This is a genomic window from Mesorhizobium sp. EU05-FHT14A09, assembly GCF_058790995.1.
The window spans coordinates 320,348-341,886 of record NZ_JBYTDF010000004.1 but is presented as its reverse complement, the minus strand read 5'-3'; the positions used below and the strand labels follow the sequence as shown (position 1 = coordinate 341,886).

Genomic DNA, 21,539 nt, shown 5'->3' with positions numbered 1-21,539 from the left:
CTTTCGCGGGCTACGGGCGGGGCGACCTCAAACCGTCCGCGTGGGCGATCAGTCTTCAACCATAGAGGGTTCATTCGAATGACTGCATTCCGGTTTCCTTTGTTGAGCGGTCCATTTGTGGCAGCTGCGCTCGCAATCACAGCTGGTCTTGCGACCGCTGCGCCGCTGCCGGGCGGCGCGAGTTCGCTGGTCGAGACCTATGATGATTGGGGCGTGGCCTGCCAGATGCAGGAGAAAGTCCCTGCCTGCGTTGCCCGCCAGGTACAGACCAACAAGCAGACCAACCAGACCGTGCTGACGATCGAAATCGGCAAGGCACAGGACGGCAAGCATGGCGGAGTGCTCCTCCTGCCGCTCGGGCTTTCGCTTGCACAGGGCGCCCAGCTCAGGATCGATGAAGGCACGCCCGGCGCTGCCATAGCGTTCACCACCTGTCTGCCGCAGGGCTGCCTGGTGCCGCTCGATTTCAGTGCCGACATGATTGCCAAGCTACGCGTCGGCAAGATGCTGAACATCAACATCACCGCAGTCAATTCGAACCAGCCGATGACGCTTGCCGTGTCGCTCAAAGGCTTGTCGAACGCGCTCAACAGGATAGCGGATCTGACGAAGTAAGAAGGCCTTCGTCATAGCATTTGCCGGTCGGGAGCTTTCGATGCTCAGTTTCTCCACGGACGATATCGCTCCGGAGCAGCGCTTCGAATACTGGCGGGAGATCCGGGGCAAGAACCTGTTCGGCGTTACCATAGAGGTTGCGCCGGAAAGCCGCAGCCGGTTTCACGGGTCCTTCCGAGCGCATATGGTCGGTGGTGCGATTGCGTCGGAAATGCGGGCTTCCGCGTATCGGGTCAGCCGGACCGCATCTGATATCGCCAAGGTGGCGGGAGACAGCCTGTGTCTGGGGCATCAGGTGCGGGGCAGCGGTCTGCTCAATGCCGGACGTGACCGCATCTGTATGGTCTGGGATGGCGACATGACAGTCAGCCATTCGGATCTGCCTTTCGCCGGAACGCCGAACACGGAAAATGATTTCCATTTTCGCCTGCTGAAGATCCCGTTGCAGGGAGATTTGACCCTGGGACGGCCCGTCGATGGCCTCTTTGCGGCCAAGCTCTCTTCCGGCCCGCAATTCATCCGTCCATTTCGTGCCTTGTTCGATGCGCTCGTCTCCCCTCGCGCCAGGATCATCGATCCCACTGCGGACATCGTCCATGTCGCCAGACTGGCTCTGGCGACGCGTGGCGAATTGAACCCGAAGCAGCCGGAAGTGCGTGCCGCCGTGCGGGCAGGGGTGCATTACCTTGCTCTCGAAGTCCTGGAGCGCGACAAGCATCGGCCCAACGTCACGCCGGCAGTGGTTGCGGGCGAACTCGGAATCTCCGTGCGACAACTGCACATGCTGTTCGAGCGCGCAGGCCTGTCCTTTGCGCGGACATTGTCTTCCATGCGGCTGGAAATGGCGCACCGGCTGCTCGTGGAAATGCCATCGCTGTCCATCACGCAGATTGCCTATGCAAGTGGCTTTGACAGCCTTGCAACCTTTTACAGGCTCTTCGCCAACACTTACGGTATGCCTCCTGGCAGCGCTCGGCAGGCGTAGCAGGATTGCTGGGTTCCAACCTGCGGGATCAGCAAAAGACAGCCGGCGGTCGTCCCGCTTTTCGTGATCGCGGTGCGCTTCGGCAGCCGGGGCGGGATGCGGTCGCTCGACGCCTGTGGCCATGCTAGGGTCCTGCAATGAATGCTGCATCACCATCCCTGCTCCTCAGGCTCGATACGCTGATCGAGCGACTGCCTCCCTTTGGCCCGCAGGCGAGGGCTGCCGGCCTTGCGCTTGGCGCGGTGCTGCTGTGGGCGACATGGCCAAGCCTTGCCACCGCGGCGACCCCGGCGCCGCCGTTCCTGATATTCGGGCTGGCCGCCGCTGTCGGCTTCGTCGTTTCGTTCAGCCTTTCGGCCGCCCAAGGCAAAGCGGCTGGTTTTTTCTCGACACCGCCACGAACGCTTGCGGTCGTGACGATCGGCCTGTTGGCCAACAACATCCTCTATCTGCTGGCGATCCGCAGGATAGGGCCGGCGGAAGCCAATGTGATCTCCTATCTCTGGCCGGTGCTGCTGGTCACCATGATGGCGAGGCTCCGTCAGGAGTGGCTGGCGTGGGGCCAACTCGCTGGCATCGCGGCAGCCTTCACCGGCGCGGCTTTTGCGATCGGGCCGGCTTTCGAAGGAGGCCTCGACATAACCGGCATCCTGCTTGCTTTCTTCAGCGGTCTGGCCTTCGCCGTTTATGCGGTCATCCGTTCATACGGCCGCGAAACGCACGATGTCGTTGGCCCTTCAATGGGGCTGCTCGCGATGCTGGCGTTGGGGTTCCATTGGGTGTTCGAGGCACCCGCGAACCTGTCATCCGTCCAATGGCTGGCGATTGTGGGCATCGGCATTGCACCGCTGACGCTTTCCAATGCGCTGTGGGATCGTGCTGTACGCACGGGCTACACGGCGACGATATCCGGCATCGCCTATCTGACGCCGCTAGCTTCGCTTGTTCTCCTGGCCATTCTCGGCGTCGGGACCGTCTCGGCCAGCGTCGCGTCGGGCGCGTTGCTGGTCGTCATCGGAGCGATGGCGGCATCCGGGCTTTTGCCGCGTGGCAGAAAGCCCGGCGCCTAAGACTCCATTCCAACAGGCGCTGGCGCCAAACCAAGCCGGGGGCCGAACTCGAACAGGGAGAGGCACGAATGAAAATCCTGATCGCGGGCGGAGGTATCGGGGGGCTCGTTACCGCGTTGTGCCTGCATGCGGCCGGCATCGAGGCGGAGGTGTTCGAACAGGCTCCGTCAGTGCGTGAACTCGGCGTCGGCATCAACGTGCTGCCGCATGCCATCAAGGTGCTGGCGACGCTGGGGCTTCTACCGGCTCTCGATGGCGCCGGCATCAGGACCCGCGAACTGATCTACGCCAACCGTTTCGGGCAGACGGTCTGGCAAGAACTGCGGGGCATGGATGCGGGTTACGACATGCCGCAGCTAAGCATCCATCGCGGCAAGCTGCTGCAGGTGCTTTTCCAGGTTGCGATGGAGCGGCTGGGTCCTGCGCGTATTCATGTCGATCACAGACTCGTCGGTTTTCAGGAGCGCGGCGATCGCGTCGTGGCGCGGTTCGATCGCGGCGAGGCGACTAGCTCGGTCGAAACGGATGGCGATGCGCTGATCGGCGCGGATGGCATTCACTCCAAGGTGCGCTCCACCCTCTATCCCAATCAGGGGCAGCCGGTCTGGAGCGGCATCATGATCTGGCGAGGCGCTGTCGAATGGCCCGTCCATCACGACGGCCGCACGATGGTCATTGCCGGCAGCAACACATCCAAATTCGTATTCTATCCCATTCACGCCGAGCCAGCGAAACCGGACAGACGGCTGACCAACTGGGCGGTCATGGCGCGCACCGATATGGAAAAGGCGCCGTCCGGGCGCGGCGACTGGAACCGCCCCGGACGTCTTGAAGAAACGCTGCGTTTCGTGCGCGACAAGTTCAGGCTCGTCTTCATCGATCCGGTGAGCCTGATCGAAGCGACGGGGCCTTTCTACGAGTATCCCAACTGCGACCGCGATCCCGTGGCGCGCTGGTCGTTCGGACGGGTGAGCCTGCTCGGCGATGCCGCCCATCCGATGTATCCGGTCGGTTCGAACGGTGCCAGCCAGGCGATCCTCGATGCCACCTGCCTTGCCGGACACCTAAGTCGGAGCGCGTCGATCCAGGAGGCGTTAAGCGCCTATGATGCCGAACGCCGTACCGCAACCAGCGAGATCGTGCTGGCCAACCGCAAGGGCGGGCCCGAGGGCATCATCGATATGGTGGAAATGCGCGCGCCAGACGGCTTCGACGATATCGAACGTGTCGCGACCTACCAGGAGCGCGAGGCCATCGTACGCGGCTATGCGACTATGGCTGGCTTCGCCAGGGAACAGGTGAACCGGTGAGGCGGGTAAATGGCGGCAACAACGGTTTGGTCTTCCGGCGGCCGCCGCCGGGATAGACAACGAACCGCAGTCATGTGGAGCTCAGCAGAATACTCGTCTCGCTGTTGAGGACGCCGTCGATGGTCCGCACTTCGCGAAGGACACGATCGAAGTCATGCAGGTTTGCGGCGTTTATTTCCGCCACAAGATCCCAGGTGCCATTCGTCGTGTGAAGCGAATGCAGTTCCGGCAATCCCCGCAGGAACCGTATGACGGTTGTCGTCGATTTGCCGGTGACTTCAATCATCATGATTGCGCGGATCGCACCGTCGTTGTGATCCTGCCGTACCCGCGCGGTAAAGCCCAGGAGCGTTCCCGACTGCAACAAGCGATCGATCCGGCTTTGTACCGTCCCACGCGATACGCCAAGCACCGTCGCCAGTTTTGAAACCGGAGCCCTGCCATCTTCCCGCAGGAGAGCGACGAGGCGGCGATCGAGTTCGTCCAGGATGTGCATAGCAGATTGTCCGAATGTGTTGTGCAAACTGCGGTGTTTTTGCTCAGAAGTCGAGCTACTTTGGCATTTTCGACGAAATGCGGGTCATATTAGGCTTTTTCCTGCATCACATGCAGGGAGGGCTGGATGGTGAAATTTGTTAGCGTTCAAAATATCGTCGATCTGATTCAGGCAAATGGTCTGGAACCATTCCTGCAGAGGCTCGCCGACTATGTCGAAGCGGATTTTCGCAGGTGGGGCCTGTTCGATAAGGCGCCGCGCGTGGCAGCTCATTCGCGCGACGGCGTGATCGAATTGATGCCCGCCAGCGATGGCAACAGCTACAGTTTCAAATATGTCAACGGCCACCCCAAGAATCCGTTGATGGGGCTGCAGACCGTTACGGCTTTCGGCGTGCTCGCCGATGTCGATACGGGATATCCGCAGATGTTGTCCGAGATGACCATCGCGACGGCGTTGCGGACAGCCGTGACCTCTGCCCTGGCGGCAAAATACCTGGCGCGTCCGGACGCCGGAACCATGGCGATCATCGGGTTGGGGGCACAATCGGAATTCCAGGCATTGGCGTTTTCCGCCTTGCTCGGCGTCAAAAAACTGCGCGTCTTCGATACCGACGCGGAGGCGACCGCAAAATTCAGGACCAATGTCGGTTGGCTCGATCTCGACATCGCCTATGCCGCCAGCACGGAAGAGGCTGTTCTCGGCGCCGATATCATTACGACCATCACCGCCGACAAGCAGAACGCCACCATTCTTTCAGATAACATGGTCGGCGCGGGTGTGCATATCAACGCCGTTGGCGGCGACTGCCCGGGCAAGACCGAACTGCAACGCGACATCCTGTTGCGAGGCGACGTTTTCGTGGAATTTCCAGAGCAGACGCGTATCGAGGGGGAAATCCAGCAGATGGAGCCGGATTTCCCCGTAACGGAACTGTGGCAGGTGATCACCGGTCAGGCAGCGGGGCGAAAATCTCGCGACCAGATCACGATATTCGATTCAGTCGGCTTCGCAGTCGAAGATTTCTCGACCTTGCGTCTGGTTCACGACTGCATCCAGGGTACGCCTTTCTACACCGACATCGACCTGATCGTTGCCCCGGCCGATCCTCGCAATCTTTTCGGATTGCTCGCGCCAGTTGCCGGGCAAGGCGCTGGCGAGGGATTCCGTCCATGAGGAAGTTGTCTATCCAGGCTCCAGCCGCCGTCGTGATGGTCCGCCCGCGCTGGTTTTCGCCCAATCCGGCCACGGCCGCCGACAACACGTTTCAGGAGGGGGCGGTTTCGACGAGCCCGGCGGCTCTCTCCAAAGCTGCCTATGATGAGGTCACCCTGGCGGCCGAGCGCCTGGCCGAAGCTGGTATCGTGGTTCACCTTTTCGAGGACGAGACCGATCAAACACCTGACTCGGTATTTCCCAACAACTGGTTCTCAACCCATTCAGGTGGCCACGTAGCCATCTATCCGATGTTCTCGCCAAGCCGGCGCAAGGAGCGTCGGGCCGATATCATCGAGATGCTCAAGCAGGACTACCGGGTACAGGATGTCATTGATTATTCGGGCCTGGAAAATGACGGTGTCTACCTGGAAGGCACCGGCGCCATGGTGCTTGATCATCTGGCTCGGGTGGCCTACGCGGCTCGCTCGAACCGAACGGATGAGGTGGCGCTGGAACGGTTCTGCACGCATTTCAATTTCGAACCGATGATCTTCGAAGCGGTCGATCGACGGCGAGTACCGATCTATCACACCAATGTTTTGATGTGCATCGGAACGGAGTTCGCGATGGCCGGTCTTGAGACGATCGCCAACGAGAAACGGCGTGACGAGATCGCCGAGCGGCTGCAGGAAACCGGGCGCAGCCTGATCCCGCTGACCACGGAGCAGATCGAGAATTTTGCGGGCAACGCGATAGAGCTCCATGGCGGAGAGGGCCCGGTGCTTGCGCTGTCGACCCGGGCACTCAATGCTCTGACGCCGGCACAGATAGCGGTGCTCGAAAGAGCGGCGACGATCCTGCCGCTCCACGTGCCGACTATCGAACTGGCGGGTGGCTCCGTGCGGTGCATGCTCGCCGGGGTACACCTTGCGCGTCGGCCACAGGCCGTCGTCCAGCAATAACGTTGAAGCCCCGGGGCCGTGGGTCCGGGGCTTTTCCCATGCTTTTGACTGTAAATATTTTTGCGCCGTAATCCATAGTAAGTTGCATTATATGCCTTGTATGATTATCAAGGCGATTGATTGTGGCGAAATATCTTTCTTGGCGACAAAAATGAAAAAAATTGACACTGGCGCGTACACCGCCTTGGTGACGCCGTTCACCCGGGGAGGGGATGTCGACCTCGATGCCTTCGTTCGTCTTGCAGAGCGGCAGCTTGCAGCGGGAATTGTCGGGCTCGCGCTTTTCGGCTGTACGGGCGAGGAGGCGACCATGCCGCTTGACGATCGACTGCGCGCACTTCGAGACCTGCGTCGCCGCCTGCCACCTCAAACCGTCCTGATCGCGGCGGGCGGCGCCAGTGATACGCAGGTTGCAGTCTCGTTGTCTTCTGCATTGGCTGGTGAGGGGGCGGATGCGATCCTGTCGGTGGTGCCGCCCTACAATCGCCCCATGGCGCGTGGCGTCTTTGAGCATTTTACCCGCATCGCCGACGCCTGCCCGGCGCCGATTGTTGTCTCCAATGTCCCGGGCCGCACCGGAACGGCGCTGGATCTCGATACGGCGCTCGCTCTTGCGAGCCATCGCAACATCATCGCAGTGGACGAAGGCTCAGGTGATCTGGGCTTCACCATGCGTCTCGCGCGCGCTGCCCCTGAGGGGTTCCTGGTCTTTTCCGGCGAGGACGAACTGACGTTGCCGATGATGGCAGTTGGAGGGCACGGCACTTTCTCGTTGGTCTCCAATCAAACGCCCGACAGGGTCGTGTCATTGGTCGCTCATGCGAAGGCAGGCAGATTTGCCGCAGCGTTGGCGATCCACAATGAGATTCTCGACCTGTCCGCCTTCAATTATTGCGAAACCAATCCCGCGCCGGTCAAGGCAGCGTTGGCCATGATGGGGCTTGTGGAAGACCATCTGCGGCTGCCGATGACGCCCCTGTCCGACGCCAACCGCATCCTCATGCGGGGTCACCTGATCCGGCTCGATTTGCTCTGATCGATCAACAGTTTGAACGTCTGACTTCCGGAGGCGCACGCCAAGCCCCGCGGAATGGAATGGAGACTATTGCATGACATCGAAGGTTCTGTTCGTGGTCAACATCGATGGGGACCCAGATCCCGAGACCACGCCACCCAACAACCCGGTGGTCCGCGAGAAATACCAGGTCATGAAGCGGATCGTCGACGACCACGCCGGCGGCAAAGGCTCCTTTTGCGTTCAGACCAGCCCGATGTACCGGACGCGCTTCTTTGAAAGCCCGTTCACGGATTTCTGGCACGCATGGGTAAAGGGGGGCGGCGATCTGGCGTTGCACCCGGAAGAAGACCTCTATTGCCAGCCTGAGGCGCGTCTTTCCACGGGTACGCATTACGAAGATGCCGAACGCATGCGCAACGTCATTGCCGATGGCGTCACCGCGCTTGCCCGGCTCGGCCTGACCTTCGCCGTCTACAAGAACGGCTATCAGGCGCAGACGCCCGCCATGGTTCGGCATTTCACCGAAGCGGGGATCGGCATCGACATGTCCTGCGCGCCCGGCATCTTTTGGCCGGAAAAGCTGGCTGACTGGCGATCGGCTCCGCTGTCGGCATTCTATCTGTCGGGTGACGATCTCGGCGAGGCGAATTCGCCGCAAGACATCGGGCCAGTCTTCGAGATTCCTGTTGGCTGGAGCGGGTTGCCGTCGGATACGGCCAACAGGCTGCTGAACACGCAGTATCTGGTCAACGAGTTTTCCGACTATGAGGCGATCACGCGGGTCTGGGATGCCATCGTGCACCGCGGCGAGCTTGAGCAGCGCACACAAATCGTCTCTTTCCTGTGCCACACCTATACGATGGCCGATGCGACCTATTCCGATCGCCTGAAGAGATCGCTCGACTACATGGTGCGCAATGGTGGTGAACCGGTTTCGCCTCGTGAAGCTCGATTGCGCTTCGACGGCGGGCTCTGAGTGCCGGCTTCGCCGGTGAGCCCGGCGCGACAAACGTCTGCTTCGATCGCCTTGTCGGCGGTCGAAGCAGATCAGGTTATTACGCGGATTGATCGAACGGCAGCTGCTCGACATGCGGGGACCAGGTGCCCGACTGCATGAGCGCGCGCAGATGTGCCGCGATTTCGCCCAGCGTCGAAAACCATACGCCGCCCTTTTCCTGCATCTCGCCGATCAGGCCGTCGATCGCCATGCAGCGGGACAGCCGGCCGCTCAGAAACGGATGCCAGACCGGGATCCAATGTCCGCCACAGGCCCAGGCAGCTTCGAACTCAGCACGGAAAACCTCCATGGCCTTCTGTGGCGAGGCAATCGGCGCGCCGGAGCGGAACATCTCGAAGTCGCCATATTGCGTCCAGTCGTCGAGAGCGAGGACACTCGGCAATTCAAGCACATCGCCCCCTCCCGCGTTCGCCAGGAGGTAGGGAACTTCATCGCCAAAAAGCGAGGAGTCGTATGCCATGCCGGCTTCGGTCAGGTGTGGAAGCGTGCGATGCGAAAAAGCGTAGCTCGGCGCCCGATAGCCAAGCGGCGCCGAGCCGGTAGCCTTGACCAGGGCCTCATGCCCTCGCCAGAAGGCTTCCCGCTCCTCCTCTTCATCCATGCTGTTGGGATCTTCATGCAGGTAGCCGTGATGGCCGATCTCATGGCCGCCCTCCAGGATCTGCTCGATCGCATGGGGATAGGCCTCGACACACCAGCCGGGTACGAAAAACGTCTGCCGCAGGCCACGGCGTGCCAGCATCGAAAGGATGCGCGGCACGCCGGCTTGCGCCTCGAAGCGCCCAAGCGAGCGCGCTGCGATCATCGCATGCGCTCGCGGCCCAAAGTTGCGCAGAAGATTGCTTTCGCCGTCCATGTCGAAACTGAAAGCCACCGCGCAGCGCGCATTGTTGGGCCACGGAACTGGATTTGAGATCATTGGCGCAGCGTGCTCAATCAGATCAACTCACGGCGCAGAATGCCGGTCAGGCAGCCGGTAGCACCTGCCGCCTTGCCGAGTTCGTGCGCACCAACAACCACAGTTTCGATTCCCAGGCTTTCGTAGAAGGCCTGGGTGTTCGGATTGCCGGCGACCATCAGGATCTTGCGCGGGCCGAGCGTGACAATGTTGAAGGCATGGTTCTGCTTCAGCTCTTCCTCATCGGGCGCAAAGGCGACCTGGAAACCGTTGTCGAGCATGGTCGCCACGGCCGCATGCGGCGTCCGACGCGGCCAGGCGATGACCAGATCCTTGTCGACGATGCGCAGCATGCCCATGAAATGCATGGTTCCAAACGGCATGTCGAAGGCGTGCGTCTTCACGCCGGTCTCTGCCAGAAGAGTGGATATCTGGTCGATCGCTTCCTGGTTGGTGCGCAAGCCTCTGCCGATGACAACCGCCTCTTTGTGCAGCCACATGAGATCGGCACCCTCGAACGTTGCCGTTCCCGTCAGGGTCCTCACGACAGGCATGCCCAGTTCAGCCAGGCGCCGCGCGACCTGGCGCTCTTCACCGGCCCGCACGGTCGAGGCGGGACGTGCCAGGATGGCGCCTTGCGGCGTCATCACGGACAGATCCGCGCAGAACATCAGGTTGGGGCTCGGCGTTCCGGCGGGATCCACATAGTGCACTTCGATGCCGAGATCGCGATATGTTTCGGCGATCACGTCGTGCTCGGCCCGGGCCTTCGCTATATCGACCGGCGCCAGCATCTGGATTGCGTCATGGTCTTCCTCCGAAGGCGATATTTCCTCGCCCGGACGATGCAGCAGCACTGCCTGAAGCGGAGCCCACTCGCTGTTGATGCCGCAAGCGGTCCAGAGATCGCCGATTTCCGCCGCGTGGCTGCGGACGCGCTGCGACCAGCCGGCGCCGCCATAGGCGGCCAGTCCGAAGGTCTCCCGGGGGCGTTCGCGGTTCTTCGTCAGGGTTGCCGTCATGTCATTTTTCCTTTGGCCGAGTGTCGCGTCAGGAGGCGTCCCAACACGAGGCTTGTTGATGAGGTGCGACGTTCATTCTGTCGCGTGATGGCGAGCTTCATTATAAGTTTGGCGCAAAAATGCTAGATATGCGATATACTTTTGCTGAAAATCTTTCTTCTAGACAAAAATATGGAAGCGGGATAGAAAGTTGCCGGCGGGGGAGCCAGTTGCGGGAAACAATCTCGGCATCGAAGCGTTCGGCATGGAGCGATGCCGGCCTGACCTCCGCATAACTTGGGAGGAGTAGCTTTAATGAAGTTTCTATATGCAAAGGCGCTGGGCATTGCCGCGCTTGCGCTGATGCCGTTGGCGGCGAATGCCGCTTCGACGCTCGAGCAGGTCAAGCAACGGGGTTCGGTCAATTGCCAGGTCGGGCGTCCCGAAGCGGGCACCTTCATGCTGTCCAACGACGGCGTCTGGTATGGCCGCGACGTGGCGGTGTGCCGTGCTGTCGCGGCCGCGGTTCTGGGTGACGCGTCGAAGGTTCAGTTTCAGATCGTTGCCGGCGGCGCGCGCTTCACATCGCTCGCCAATGGAGAGTCGGACCTCATGGTCCGCGCCGCGACGAACACCTTGAAGCGTGAAACGCAGCTCGGGCTGGATTTCACTACCGTCAATTTTTATGACGGCCAGGGTTTCATGGTTCCAAAGAACAGTGGCATCAAGAGCGCGCTTGAACTGGATGGCGCGACGGTCTGCATGGATCCCGGCACGACGGGTGTCGCAAACGTGGCGGACTATGCAAGCCGCAACAAAATCACGATCAAGCCCCTGATGTTCCAGGATCGCCAGGTTCGCCTTGCCACCTATCTGAAGGGCGGGTGCGATGCCATCACGACCGATCGTTCCGGCCTGGCTTCCGACCGCGCGTCATTCCCGGTTCCGGAGGATCATGAAATCCTGCCGGAAACCATCTCCAAGGAGCCGCTGGGTGCTTTTGTGCGGCAGGGCGACAGCCAGTGGCGCAACATCGTCACCTGGGTCGTTCATGCCATGGTGACGGCGGAGGAAATCGGCCTGACATCGAAAAACATCGATGAAATGAAGGCGCATCCGCAATCGACCGATCAGTCCCGTTTCATGGGGCTTGAGGGCGATCTCAATGTCGGTCTCGGTCTCTCGCCGGAATGGGCCTACAACATCATCAAGCACGTCGGCAATTATGGCGAGGTTTATGAGCTCTATATGGGCAAGGGTCCGGAAGGTGGACCGAAGGGCATGGATATCCCCCGCGCCGGCAGCCTGAATGCCAGCTATCGCGATGGTGGACTGATCTTCGCACCGCCGTTCAACTGATCCCGTACATCTCAGCTTCGACGCGCCCAGTCTCTTTGGCTGGGCGCGATCCAAACCCGCAAAGAGTGCCAGCGTGAACACGAATACACTGGAGCCGACGGCCCTTGACGGACGCGGCCGGCCACCACAGCGAGACACTGTTCGGTATTTCTACGACAAGAAGGTACGTTCGATCGTCGTGCAGCTCGCGTTGGCGGTCTGCATCCTGCTGGCCGTCTATTATCTGGCCACCAACGTATCCAGAAACCTGAATGCCATCGGCATGGTGACCGGCTTTGATTTTCTCTGGTCCTCCGCCGGCTTCGATATTTCCTGGACGCTGATACCTTATTCCGCGAGCGACAGTCTTGCTCGCGTCTATGTCGTCGGCATTCTCAATACGTTGCTGGTGTCAGCTCTTTCAATCGTCGGCGCGACCGTCATGGGGACACTCATCGGCATCATGCGCCTGTCCAGGAACTGGCTCGTTTCGACAGTTGCCAGGACATATGTGGAAATCATCCGCAACACGCCTGCCTTGCTGCAGATCGTGTTCTGGTTCGGTGGCATATTCGTATTGTTGCCCAAGCCGAAACAGAGCCTCGACCTGTTCGGTCTCGGGCTTTTCCCGATCAACAATCGCGGTTTCTACATGCCGCGCCCGATCGCATCGGACCTCTTCTGGGTGTGTGTTATCGGGTTCTTGCTGGCCATCATCGCAGCAATGGCTTTGGGACGCCTGGCCAGGCACAAACAGCTTACCACGGGCAAACGCCCGGTCGTATTGCCCTACCAGCTGTTGTTGATTGCCGGTCTTCCGGTCGCCCTTTTCTACCTGACCGGCAAACCGCTCGATTGGCAGGTTCCTGAGCTCAGGGGCTTCAACATGGTTGGCGGCTGGAGCCTGCCGCCGGCCTTCCTGGCCGTGCTGTGCGGCCTGTCATTCTACCAGGCTGCCAGCGTTGCCGAACTCGTGCGGGCGGGAATCCAGGCGGTGCCGCGCGGACAGGCGGAAGCGGCTACCGCGCTCGGTTTCAAACCGAACCGGGTCATGCGTCTCGTCGTTCTGCCGCAAGCGCTGCGCACCATCATCCCGTCGCTCATCAGCATCTGGCTCAACGTCATCAAGGAATCCTCGCTGGCCGTAGCGATCGGGTTCCCGGAGTTGATCACCGTGTTCATGGTCACGTCCATCGAGCAGGGCGGGCACGCTATCGAGAAAGTTGCCATGGTCATGGCCTTCTACACCAGCGTCAGCTTGATCGTTGCGGGGATACTCAACGCCTACAACCGCCGTCTGCTGGCTGGAGGACGCCGCAATGGCTGACGTCGTCACAAAATCCCCGGATCCCGTTTTCACGCCGATGCCTTCCCGCCCGGCTCCGGTTGGGCAGCGGGGAGTGATCCATTGGTTCAAGACACGGCTCTTCTATTCGCCAGCCAGCACCATCTTCACGCTGGTCACCTTGTATCTCCTTTATTCGATCGCGGCTCCCTTCTACGACTGGGCAGTGACGAATGCGGTCTGGGAGGCCAGCACCCGTCGCGAGTGCTTCGACAAGAATATGGACGGTGCCTGCTGGGCGGGGGTGATCCATTGGTTCGACAGTTATCTGTACGGCCGGTTTCCGGTGTCTGAGCGCTGGCGGGCCAATCTGGGAGGTATCCTGCTCATCCTGTGGGCGTTGCCGATCTGGCTGCCTCGGGTGAGCAACAAGGCCACGGTGCTCGCGACCATGGTGCTGGTCTATCCATTCCTGGCGGTCTTTCTGTTCCTCGGCGGTGATTGGCCTCTGGTCCCGCGCGCTCTTGCCATGCTCGGTGTTTCATTTCTCATCGTGAACTGGTGCAGCGCGATCCTGTCCATGACGACAGCGCGAAACCTGGCGCAGCACCTGGGCGGGTGGTTCGGGCTGGCGGACAAGCACCCGTCGACACTGCTCTATCCAATGGTGGCGCTGCATGCGGCGCTCACGGCGCTCGCGGGCGTGGTATCCTACAGTTTCACGCTGCCTTATGTCGAAACGGGTAGCTGGGGCGGTCTGTTCCTGACATTCGTGATCGCGATCAGTTCTTCGCTCTTCGCGTTCCCGATCGGTATCCTTCTGGCCCTGGGCCGACGCTCCGACATGCCGGTGGTACGGATCTCCTGCACGACTTTCATCGAGGTCGTACGCTCGATGCCGCTGGTGACACTGTTGTTCATGGTGATCGTTCTGCTGCCGCTGTTCATGCCGGCGGGAACGCAGTTCAACAAACTCATGCAGGCATTGATCGGCCTGTCGCTGTTCACCGCGGTCTATCTTGCTGAAGTCGTGCGCAGCGGCATGCAGGCCATACCGGAAGGACAGTACGAAGCGGCATCCGCACTCGGCTTTGGCTACTGGCGGGCGACTTATCTGGTCATCATGCCACAGGCGCTGAAGACGATGACCCCCGTTCTCGTCACGCACTTCATTGGCAATCTCAAGGATACGACGCTGGTGTCGATCATCGGCATGTACGATCTCCTGGGGATGCTCAACGTCTCAGGGCAAAACCCCGAATGGAATGGCCTCTACCAGGAGCCCTTGCTGTTCGGCACCGTGCTGTTTTTCGTGCTTTGCTACTTCATGTCTTTGTATGGGCGTCATCTGGAAAAGCGCGGCAGTGGCGTCTCGGGAGGAATCTAATGCCGTCGGAAACCAACGCAATGAACATCACCCGTCCCGACAGGCCGCATATCGCATCGACCGCGACCGATCACATCGTGGTCAAGATGACCGACGTCAACAAGTGGTATGGCGGCTTTCACGTACTGAGGGACGTCTCCCTGGCCGTCACCAAGGGCGAAAGGATCGTGTTGTGCGGACCATCGGGGTCTGGAAAGACAACACTCATTCGCTGCATCAACAGGCTTGAAGAGCATCAGTCCGGGGAAATCGTCGTCAATGGCGCCCGCCTGGATGGCAATGTCAAGAACATCGATAAGGTTCGCGCCGACGTCGGCATGGTGTTTCAGGGCTTCAACCTGTTTTCCCATCTGACGGTGCTGGAGAACTGCACGCTGGCGCCGCTCTGGATCCGGAAGATGCCGGAGGCCAAGGCCAACGCGCTTGCCATGAGATTTCTCGAGCGGGTTCGTATCCCTGAACAGGCGCATAAGTACCCGGCGCAGCTGTCCGGTGGGCAGCAGCAGCGCGTGGCAATTGCGCGCGCGCTTTGCATGGATCCGAACATCCTGCTGTTCGATGAACCGACATCGGCGCTGGATCCGGAAATGGTCTCGGAGGTTCTCGATGTCATGGTGGAGCTGGCTGAAAGCGGCATTACCATGCTGTGCGTAACGCATGAGATGGGCTTCGCCCGCAGGGTTGCCGACCGGATCATCTTCATGGACGGTGGCGAGATCGTCGAACAGGGACCGCCGCAGGAATTCTTCGAAAGACCGAAGATGGATCGCACCAAGCTGTTCCTGAGCCAGATCGTCGGCCACTAGCCTCGTCTTCCTTCAGCGGCGGGATGTCATCCCGCGCCAACCCTCCGCTTGTGCGTGTTCAGGGCGCGTGGTTCTCATGCAAAACAGATCTTTCCTGCTGGCGAACTGCCGCTGGCTCCTGGCCGGGCTTTTGCTGAACCTGGCGTCTTGTTTCGGGCAGACGTTTTTCATCTCGCTTTTCTCGGGCGACATCCGTGCCGAGTTCGGCTTGACCCACAGCAGTTTCGGCCTGCTCTACATGGTGGCTACGCTTGGCAGTGCGGCCAGCATTCTCTGGGTAGGGCGCCTCGTCGATGTGTATTCGGCACGGAAGATGGCGGTCTGGGTCGTTCTGGCGACCGCTGTTGCCGCGGTCCTGACAAGTTATGCGCACTCGCTGATCATGTTTTTCATTGCGCTCTACCTTCTGCGGTTTTTCGGGCAGGGAATGCTCGATCATCTGGCGGGAGTGACCATGACACGCTGGTACGATCTCAATCGTGGCCGCGCATTGAGCATCGCATCGCTGGGGCATCCGGTGGGGGAGGCGCTGCTGCCACTTGTCGGCGTTGTTCTTATTGCAGCGATTGGCTGGCGTCAGACATGGCTCGTTGTCGCCTGTGTGCTGCTGTTTGTCGCCATGCCTGTGTTCTTGTGGCTGTTGAAAACAACTCCGCTACCTGAAGTGGCGACACAAACCCAAACAGGCAGAAGGCGCCGTGCCATGCCGCTGGAACGAACCTGCGGTCAGGTTATCCGCGATCCGCTCTTTTATGTGGTTCTGCTCGGAATACAGTCGCATTCCCTCATCACCACCGGCATTTTCTTTCATCAGATTCAGATCGCCAGCCTCAAGGACTGGAGTATTGCCTGGCTCGCAGCCAACTATCCGATCTACGCCGGTCTTACTGTTGTGACGTCGCTCATCGCCGGCGAGATGGTGGACAAGTGGAGCGCCCGGGTTCTTCTGCCGGTTGGCCTGATACCGCTGGCAACCGCCTGCCTGGTGCTTGCGCTCTTCTCCAGTCTCATGACGGTGCCGGTCTTCATGGGCCTGATCGGCATCGCGTCAGGTTTCGTCGGGCCGGTAACCGGCGCTCTGTGGGCCGAAATTTACGGCCGCGAGCATCTGGGGGCCATTCGTTCGATCACCATGGCCAGCAGCGTGGTCGCTTCCGCGCTTGCGCCCGGCTTCATGGGAATGCTGTTCGACCTGGCCGTGCCGATCGAACAGCAGATGTTCGGCTTCGCGCTCTATACCTTGGTGGCGGCGCTTCTGCTTTTTTGCCTCGCCCCCACTCTCAACCGCATCGCAATGGCCGGCGCTGACGGATGACGTCAGTCATCCAGCGCGGTCTTGCCGAAACGGTGTGGTAACGGCTCATTGGCGGCGATGCGGAAAATCTGTTCGCCGGCGCGCGCCAGGCGGTCGCCCGCGCGATCAAACAGGATGCCGTCGCAGCCGGCGAGAACCGGGAAGCGGGCTGCCGCAAAATCGGCGATGCTGGGATCGACGATGCAGCAGACTTCGTCGCCGCGTCTCAGTCGCGCTCCGACAGGAACCGTGTAGGCCAGAATCCCGGTCCGCGGCGCATAGCCGTGGTCGCAGGCTGTAATCGGTTGCGGCTCCGCTTTTGCCTCGGGGAGGGGGCCAGGATCGCCCGCAACGATGCCCCTCCGCATCATATAGCGCAGCAGGTTCGCTGCATCGGCGGCGTTGGTCGCGTCGTCGACGTCGCGCGATCCGCGCAACTCGATGGTTCCGGACAATCCTGGTTGTACCAGTGGCTTGCCGCTGTCACCCACTGCACGCGCTACTTGAAGCCATAATTGTCCGACTGCGGAACTGAACGGGCGCCCTTCTTCCATATAGGCGTGTATGAATGTCGCCTCGCTGCCAAGCTGGGCAGCGAACTCGGCCACACGTCCTTCACCAGGATCATCGTCGCAATAGATGTAGAGGGGCGCTTCGCCGGCGCAGTGCAAATCGAAGCAGTAGTCCGCATCGATGGCCATCCGCATCAGTGCGAGACGCAGATGGTCGAATTCTGTTCGCGCAGTGGCCTGATCCAGTATCTTTCGTGCGGTTTTGCGTACAAGCTGAACATTGAACCGTGCGTCTGTCGTCAATTGATCGCCAATCCGTGCAGCGACCTCGGCACCTATCCAGGGAAAACCACGATTGAAGTTCTCGCGGCTGGCCTGATCGAAACGTCCATAGTGCGTGCCCGAGAGATCCTGAGCGAAACCGATGGGGTTGGCGAGGGGTACAAGGACCACCTCGCCGTGGATCTCGCCATTGGCGTCGGCCTCGTCGAGCAGCCGCGTAAGGTGATGGATGACCAATGGCCCAGGCATTTCACCCGCATGCAGGGCTCCCTGAATATAAATCTTCGGGCCGGCACCGGCCTTTCCATAGCGGAAAACCTGAAGGCTACGCACCGTACCCTGTAGGACTACCGGCAATGTAACAGTCTCGATGGATCGAGGCATGGTGAATTCCTGCTGCAAACTCTCGTTGAATGCCACAGGAATTGCCTATAATCACCCGAAAATCAACTTTAATTGAGATTATCTGCTAATAATTTTCAATTTCTGGCAAAAATGAAATCAGGGCGAGTTTACGCTTCTGGGGATTGCTGGGGCAGGGGCAAGGAAGTGCGCCGAACGACCTGCTTGAGTGCAAAGCTCGAAGTTATGTTCCTGACACCTGGTATCTTGCCGAGTTTCTCGGACAGAAAGACGTTGTATTCCTCGAGATCGCTCAGGATGACGCGCAATATGTAATCAGCGGATCCAGAGAGGTAATAGCAATCCATGACCTCCGGAAAGGTGACGATCAATTCCTCGAACAGCTTGTCGTCAAGTTGGCGCTCCATCTTCACGCTGATGAAGACATTGACCTTCAGGTTGATGGCGCGGGGGTCGAGCAGCGCATTGAAGCTTTGTATGACTCCGGAGGCCTCGAGCTCCTGAACGCGGCGCGAGCAGGGTGAAGGAGAGAGGCCAACGGCCTTGGCCAGTTCGTTGTTGGAGATACGGGCGTTCTTCTGCAAGTGATCCAGAATCTGAAGATCCGTCTGATCCAGTCGCCAGTTCGTCATTCACCTCAACTCCGCCGAAACGTTTAGCATAATGTCCCGCTTACTGCCAGTTCGGCGAAAACATATCAATATTCTTCTGTTTTCGGACAAGAATTGATGGTTTTCCGCCGGCGTGGAGGGGAGCCAGAACTGCGCCTTCTCCAGCAATGTCACGGGAGTGAATTACAAACTGACTGTCTGTTGATCGACGTTATGCGCATGCAGATCGGGTTGGTCGATGTTTGAGCGGTATCAACCCGCCACCATAGCCAGACCGTTCGGCTTATCCATGCCGAAGACGCTGGTCAGGTAGTTCTCCGTTTTCCGATAATGCCCCTCCAGCAAGGCCGTCGCCTTGTCGGCATCGCGCGCGAGGGTCGCTTCCGCCAGTGCACTGTGTTCCGCCTGGACATCGCGCCCGGCGGGATGGGTTGCGGCCAGCAGGGTCGGGATTCGATAGCGCTCGGTTGCTGCGTAGAGGCGCTCGAAGAATTCCAGCGTCCAGGGTGAATTGCATGCTGCCAGCAGGGCTTTGTGGAAGGCGTAATGCCGTGCTTCGAGCGCCCAGATATCGGCGTCCGGGCCAGTTCGACCGACCTGAAGATTGAGCGCGTAAAGGGCTGATACGATGCCGGCCGCCCAGTTGTCGTCGCCGAACTCAATCGAAGCGCGAAGCGCGCCGCATTCGATCTTGATGCGCACGTTCACCGCATCATGCAGCTCATCGAGAGAGAGCGGCGCGACACGGAAGCCGCGCAGGGATTCTGCCGTCACCAGGCGCTCGGCATGCAGCCGGTTGAGGGCTTCGCGCAGAGGCGAGAAGCCCATGTCGTAACGCTCGCTGAGATCGGAAAGGCGCAGCGGTCGGCCAGGCGCCAACTCGCCGCGAATGATATCGTGACGCAGGGCGTCGTAAGCCTTCTCGGCAAGAGTCATGACTGGATCCTTTGTTTGCGACTCTAGCGCATGGCTCAGTTTGTCGGCAATTCCAAATATTTTCGAAAATAAATATTGCTTTCGAAAAAGTGATCCCTCATGCTTGCTGTCAGTCGGGTTACGAACAGGAGGGTTCGATGACGAAGTCGCACGAGAACCATCGAGAGGATGTCGTCGGGCGGGCAAACGTCGAGGATACGCCCGAGCTGCTTGCGTATTACGAGGACCTCGATCGTTTCAAAGCCGGCGCGCTTTGGACGGTGGCGAACAAGATCGAGCCATGGGAGCCGAAGTCGCAATCGGTGCCGGTCGTGTGGCGCTATAGGGATCTGCGTGAGCATGTCCTGCGTTCGGTGCAATTGGTGACACCGGAAAAGGCGGGACGCCGGGTCATTTATCTCAACAACCCCGGCCGTACCGAATTTGCGGCGGCAGTCGGTTGGCTCTACGCCGGGCTGCAGGTGATGAACCCGGGCGAGGTCGCCAGCGCGCATCGCCATTCGGCTTCCGCAATCCGTTTCATCATGGAAGGTTCCGGCGCCTATACCGTGGTCGATGGCCACAAGATGACCCTGGGTGCGAATGATTTCGTGCTGACCCCCAACGGCACCTGGCATGAGCATGGCGTAGAGGCCTCCGGCTCGCCTTGCATCTGGCAGGACGGGCTGGACATCCCGTTCGTCAACGCAATGGAGGCGAACTTCTACGAAGTGCATCCGGATCTACGCCAGGCAGTCGGATTCGCAGTCGACGATATGACCAAGACCTGGGGCAATCCCGGGCTGAAGCCGACGGGGCAGGGCTGGGACAAGGGCTATAGCCCGATGTTCAAGTACGAATGGGCTCCGACCTATGAAGCGCTGACAAAATATTCGACCTGCACGGAAGGCTCGCCTTTTGATGGCGTGCTGATGGAGTATGTGAACCCGGTGACGCAGGGACCTGTCATGCAGACCATGGGCGCAAGCATGCAAATGCTGCGCGCGGGCGAACACACCAAGGCCCACCGTCACACCGGCAGCGGCCTCTATCACGTTGCCAAGGGCAAGGGCCATTCCGTCATAAATGGCAAACGCTACGACTGGCAGGAACACGACATCTTCTGCGTGCCGTCCTGGGCATGGCATGAGCATGTCAATGGTTCGGAAGGCGACGATGCCTGCCTGTTCTGCCTGTCGGATCTTCCGGTGATGCGGGCGCTCGGCCTCTACCGTGAGCAGGCTTTCGGTGAAAATGGCGGCTTCCAGCCGTCGCTCTAGGGAAAGATGCGATGAAACTTGTTACCTATCGCGCCTCGGTCGAGGCTGCGGCGCGGCTTGGCGTGATCATTGATGAGCTTGTGGTCGACGTTGCGGCGCTGGCTGCATCGGAGGGCAAAAATCTGCCGGCGAGCATGCTGGAGCTGATCGATGCCGGTCGGCCCGGCCTCGATACATTGCGCGATTGTCTGGCTGCGGCCAGTGGTCGGTTCCCGACGGGAACAGCGGTGGCATTGGCCAATGTAAAGCTGCTGGCGCCGATCCCCAGGCCACGCAAGAACATCTTCGGCATCGGGCTGAACTATGTCGAGCATGTCGCCGAAAGCGCCAAGTCGCTCGATACCTCAAAGGACCTGCCCAAGCAGCCCGTGATCTTCTCCAAGCCGCCGACGACGGTCATCGGACCCGGGGACGGAATTGAGCACAACGGCAGGATCACCCAGCAGCTCGACTGGGAAGTGGAACTGGCGGTGATCATCGGCACGACGGCCAGGCGAGTCGCGAAGCAGGATGCGCTGCGTCATGTCTTCGGTTATTCCGTGATGATCGACGTTTCGGCTCGCGACAACAGGCGGGCGGGACAGTGGATCTTCTCCAAGGGCCAGGACAGCTATGCGCCCTTCGGTCCCTGCATCGTCACTGCGGACGAGATACCTGATCCCCAGACGCTTGATCTCTGGCTTACTGTGAACGGCGTCGAGAAGCAGCGCTCGAACACGCGCCATATGCTGTTCAAGGTCGATGACCTGATCGCGGACATTTCCTCGGGCATCACCCTGGAGCCGGGAGACATCATTGCTTCAGGCACGCCTGAAGGTGTCGGAGCGGGGCGCAGCCCGCAGGAATGGATGTGGCCTGGCGACACCGTCATCGCCTGCGTGGAAGGGATTGGTTCGCTGCGGCATCCCGTCATCGACGCAACACCGGAGTAAAGT

General features: G+C 60.1%; 21 protein-coding genes. 15 read left to right on the top strand and 6 right to left on the bottom strand.

The features are described from left to right. Positions 1-78: 78 nt before the first annotated feature. The 4 genes from AC3WTO_RS16715 to AC3WTO_RS16700 all read left to right on the top strand — a co-directional run bounded on the left by AC3WTO_RS16715 (position 79) and on the right by AC3WTO_RS16700 (position 3,980). Entirely contained in the window at positions 79-615 is a 537-nt protein-coding gene (locus tag AC3WTO_RS16715; protein ID WP_492461866.1) for an invasion associated locus B family protein, read from the top strand. Between the two features lie 40 nt (positions 616-655). Beyond that, positions 656-1,600 (top strand): AraC family transcriptional regulator, encoded by a 945-nt coding sequence (locus AC3WTO_RS16710; protein ID WP_492461865.1) that lies wholly within the window; start codon positions 656-658, stop codon positions 1,598-1,600. A gap of 137 nt (positions 1,601-1,737) precedes the next feature. Continuing rightward, on the top strand, positions 1,738-2,670 hold the full coding sequence (locus AC3WTO_RS16705; protein WP_492461864.1) for a DMT family transporter: 933 nt from the start codon (positions 1,738-1,740) through the stop codon (positions 2,668-2,670). A 68-nt stretch (positions 2,671-2,738) separates the two neighbouring features. Then, positions 2,739-3,980: a flavin-dependent oxidoreductase gene (locus AC3WTO_RS16700; RefSeq protein ID WP_492461863.1), complete on the top strand. Its 1,242-nt coding sequence runs from the start codon at positions 2,739-2,741 to the stop codon at positions 3,978-3,980. 70 nt (positions 3,981-4,050) lie between these two features. On the opposite strand, the gene AC3WTO_RS16695 is transcribed toward AC3WTO_RS16700, so the two are convergent. Then, positions 4,051-4,476: an Lrp/AsnC family transcriptional regulator gene (locus AC3WTO_RS16695; protein WP_101937678.1), complete on the bottom strand. Its 426-nt coding sequence runs from the start codon at positions 4,474-4,476 to the stop codon at positions 4,051-4,053. A gap of 126 nt (positions 4,477-4,602) precedes the next feature. Here AC3WTO_RS16695 and ocd point away from each other — a divergent pair, with 126 nt between their 5' ends. The 4 genes from ocd to AC3WTO_RS16675 all read left to right on the top strand — a co-directional run bounded on the left by ocd (position 4,603) and on the right by AC3WTO_RS16675 (position 8,590). Further along, positions 4,603-5,652, top strand: a complete 1,050-nt coding sequence (gene ocd / locus AC3WTO_RS16690; protein WP_492461862.1) for an ornithine cyclodeaminase — start codon at positions 4,603-4,605, stop codon at positions 5,650-5,652. Beyond that, on the top strand, positions 5,649-6,596 hold the full coding sequence (gene ctlX, locus AC3WTO_RS16685) for a citrulline utilization hydrolase CtlX (protein WP_492461861.1): 948 nt from the start codon (positions 5,649-5,651) through the stop codon (positions 6,594-6,596). Before ocd ends, ctlX begins: the two co-directional genes overlap by 4 nt. 100 nt (positions 6,597-6,696) lie before the next feature. Next, positions 6,697-7,632 (top strand): 4-hydroxy-tetrahydrodipicolinate synthase, encoded by a 936-nt coding sequence (dapA, locus tag AC3WTO_RS16680; protein ID WP_492461860.1) that lies wholly within the window; start codon positions 6,697-6,699, stop codon positions 7,630-7,632. A 73-nt stretch (positions 7,633-7,705) separates the two neighbouring features. After that, positions 7,706-8,590, top strand: a complete 885-nt coding sequence (locus AC3WTO_RS16675; RefSeq protein ID WP_492461859.1) for a hypothetical protein — start codon at positions 7,706-7,708, stop codon at positions 8,588-8,590. A gap of 79 nt (positions 8,591-8,669) precedes the next feature. Here AC3WTO_RS16675 and AC3WTO_RS16670 read toward each other — a convergent pair whose 3' ends face one another. Further along, entirely contained in the window at positions 8,670-9,437 is a 768-nt protein-coding gene (locus tag AC3WTO_RS16670; protein WP_492461858.1) for a polysaccharide deacetylase family protein, read from the bottom strand. A gap of 131 nt (positions 9,438-9,568) precedes the next feature. Then, on the bottom strand, positions 9,569-10,552 hold the full coding sequence (locus AC3WTO_RS16665; protein WP_492461857.1) for a dimethylarginine dimethylaminohydrolase family protein: 984 nt from the start codon (positions 10,550-10,552) through the stop codon (positions 9,569-9,571). A 294-nt stretch (positions 10,553-10,846) separates the two neighbouring features. On the opposite strand from AC3WTO_RS16665, the gene AC3WTO_RS16660 reads away from it, so the two are divergent. The 5 genes from AC3WTO_RS16660 (at position 10,847) to AC3WTO_RS16640 (ending at position 16,662) form a co-directional block, all read left to right on the top strand. Then, positions 10,847-11,890 carry an amino acid ABC transporter substrate-binding protein gene (locus tag AC3WTO_RS16660; RefSeq protein WP_492461856.1) on the top strand — a complete coding sequence of 348 codons (1,044 nt, stop codon included), beginning with the start codon at positions 10,847-10,849 and terminating at the stop codon, positions 11,888-11,890. A gap of 73 nt (positions 11,891-11,963) precedes the next feature. After that, positions 11,964-13,196 carry an amino acid ABC transporter permease gene (locus tag AC3WTO_RS16655; protein ID WP_492461855.1) on the top strand — a complete coding sequence of 411 codons (1,233 nt, stop codon included), beginning with the start codon at positions 11,964-11,966 and terminating at the stop codon, positions 13,194-13,196. Beyond that, positions 13,189-14,541 carry an amino acid ABC transporter permease gene (locus AC3WTO_RS16650; protein WP_492461854.1) on the top strand — a complete coding sequence of 451 codons (1,353 nt, stop codon included), beginning with the start codon at positions 13,189-13,191 and terminating at the stop codon, positions 14,539-14,541. Before AC3WTO_RS16655 ends, AC3WTO_RS16650 begins: the two co-directional genes overlap by 8 nt. Before the next feature lie 86 nt (positions 14,542-14,627). Continuing rightward, entirely contained in the window at positions 14,628-15,347 is a 720-nt protein-coding gene (locus AC3WTO_RS16645) for an amino acid ABC transporter ATP-binding protein (RefSeq protein ID WP_492462118.1), read from the top strand. A gap of 76 nt (positions 15,348-15,423) precedes the next feature. Then, positions 15,424-16,662, top strand: coding sequence for an MFS transporter (locus AC3WTO_RS16640; RefSeq protein WP_492558425.1), 1,239 nt, complete (start codon positions 15,424-15,426; stop codon positions 16,660-16,662). A 2-nt stretch (positions 16,663-16,664) separates the two neighbouring features. Here AC3WTO_RS16640 and AC3WTO_RS16635 read toward each other — a convergent pair whose 3' ends face one another. The 3 genes from AC3WTO_RS16635 to AC3WTO_RS16625 form a co-directional block, all read right to left on the bottom strand. Continuing rightward, on the bottom strand, positions 16,665-17,855 hold the full coding sequence (locus AC3WTO_RS16635) for a M14 family metallopeptidase (protein WP_492461852.1): 1,191 nt from the start codon (positions 17,853-17,855) through the stop codon (positions 16,665-16,667). A 92-nt stretch (positions 17,856-17,947) separates the two neighbouring features. Beyond that, positions 17,948-18,430 (bottom strand): Lrp/AsnC family transcriptional regulator, encoded by a 483-nt coding sequence (locus AC3WTO_RS16630; protein WP_101937667.1) that lies wholly within the window; start codon positions 18,428-18,430, stop codon positions 17,948-17,950. A 231-nt stretch (positions 18,431-18,661) separates the two neighbouring features. Then, the gene (locus AC3WTO_RS16625) at positions 18,662-19,345 is read right to left on the bottom strand and encodes a GntR family transcriptional regulator (protein ID WP_492461851.1); all 684 of its coding nucleotides are present in this window, start codon (positions 19,343-19,345) and stop codon (positions 18,662-18,664) included. Between the two features lie 137 nt (positions 19,346-19,482). Between AC3WTO_RS16625 and AC3WTO_RS16620 the strand changes: the two genes are divergently transcribed. Continuing rightward, on the top strand, positions 19,483-20,604 hold the full coding sequence (locus AC3WTO_RS16620; protein WP_492461850.1) for a cupin domain-containing protein: 1,122 nt from the start codon (positions 19,483-19,485) through the stop codon (positions 20,602-20,604). Between the two features lie 11 nt (positions 20,605-20,615). Continuing rightward, a complete protein-coding gene (locus AC3WTO_RS16615) occupies positions 20,616-21,536 on the top strand; it encodes a fumarylacetoacetate hydrolase family protein (RefSeq protein ID WP_492461849.1) in 921 nt (306 codons plus the stop codon). Positions 21,537-21,539: the final 3 nt, after the last annotated feature.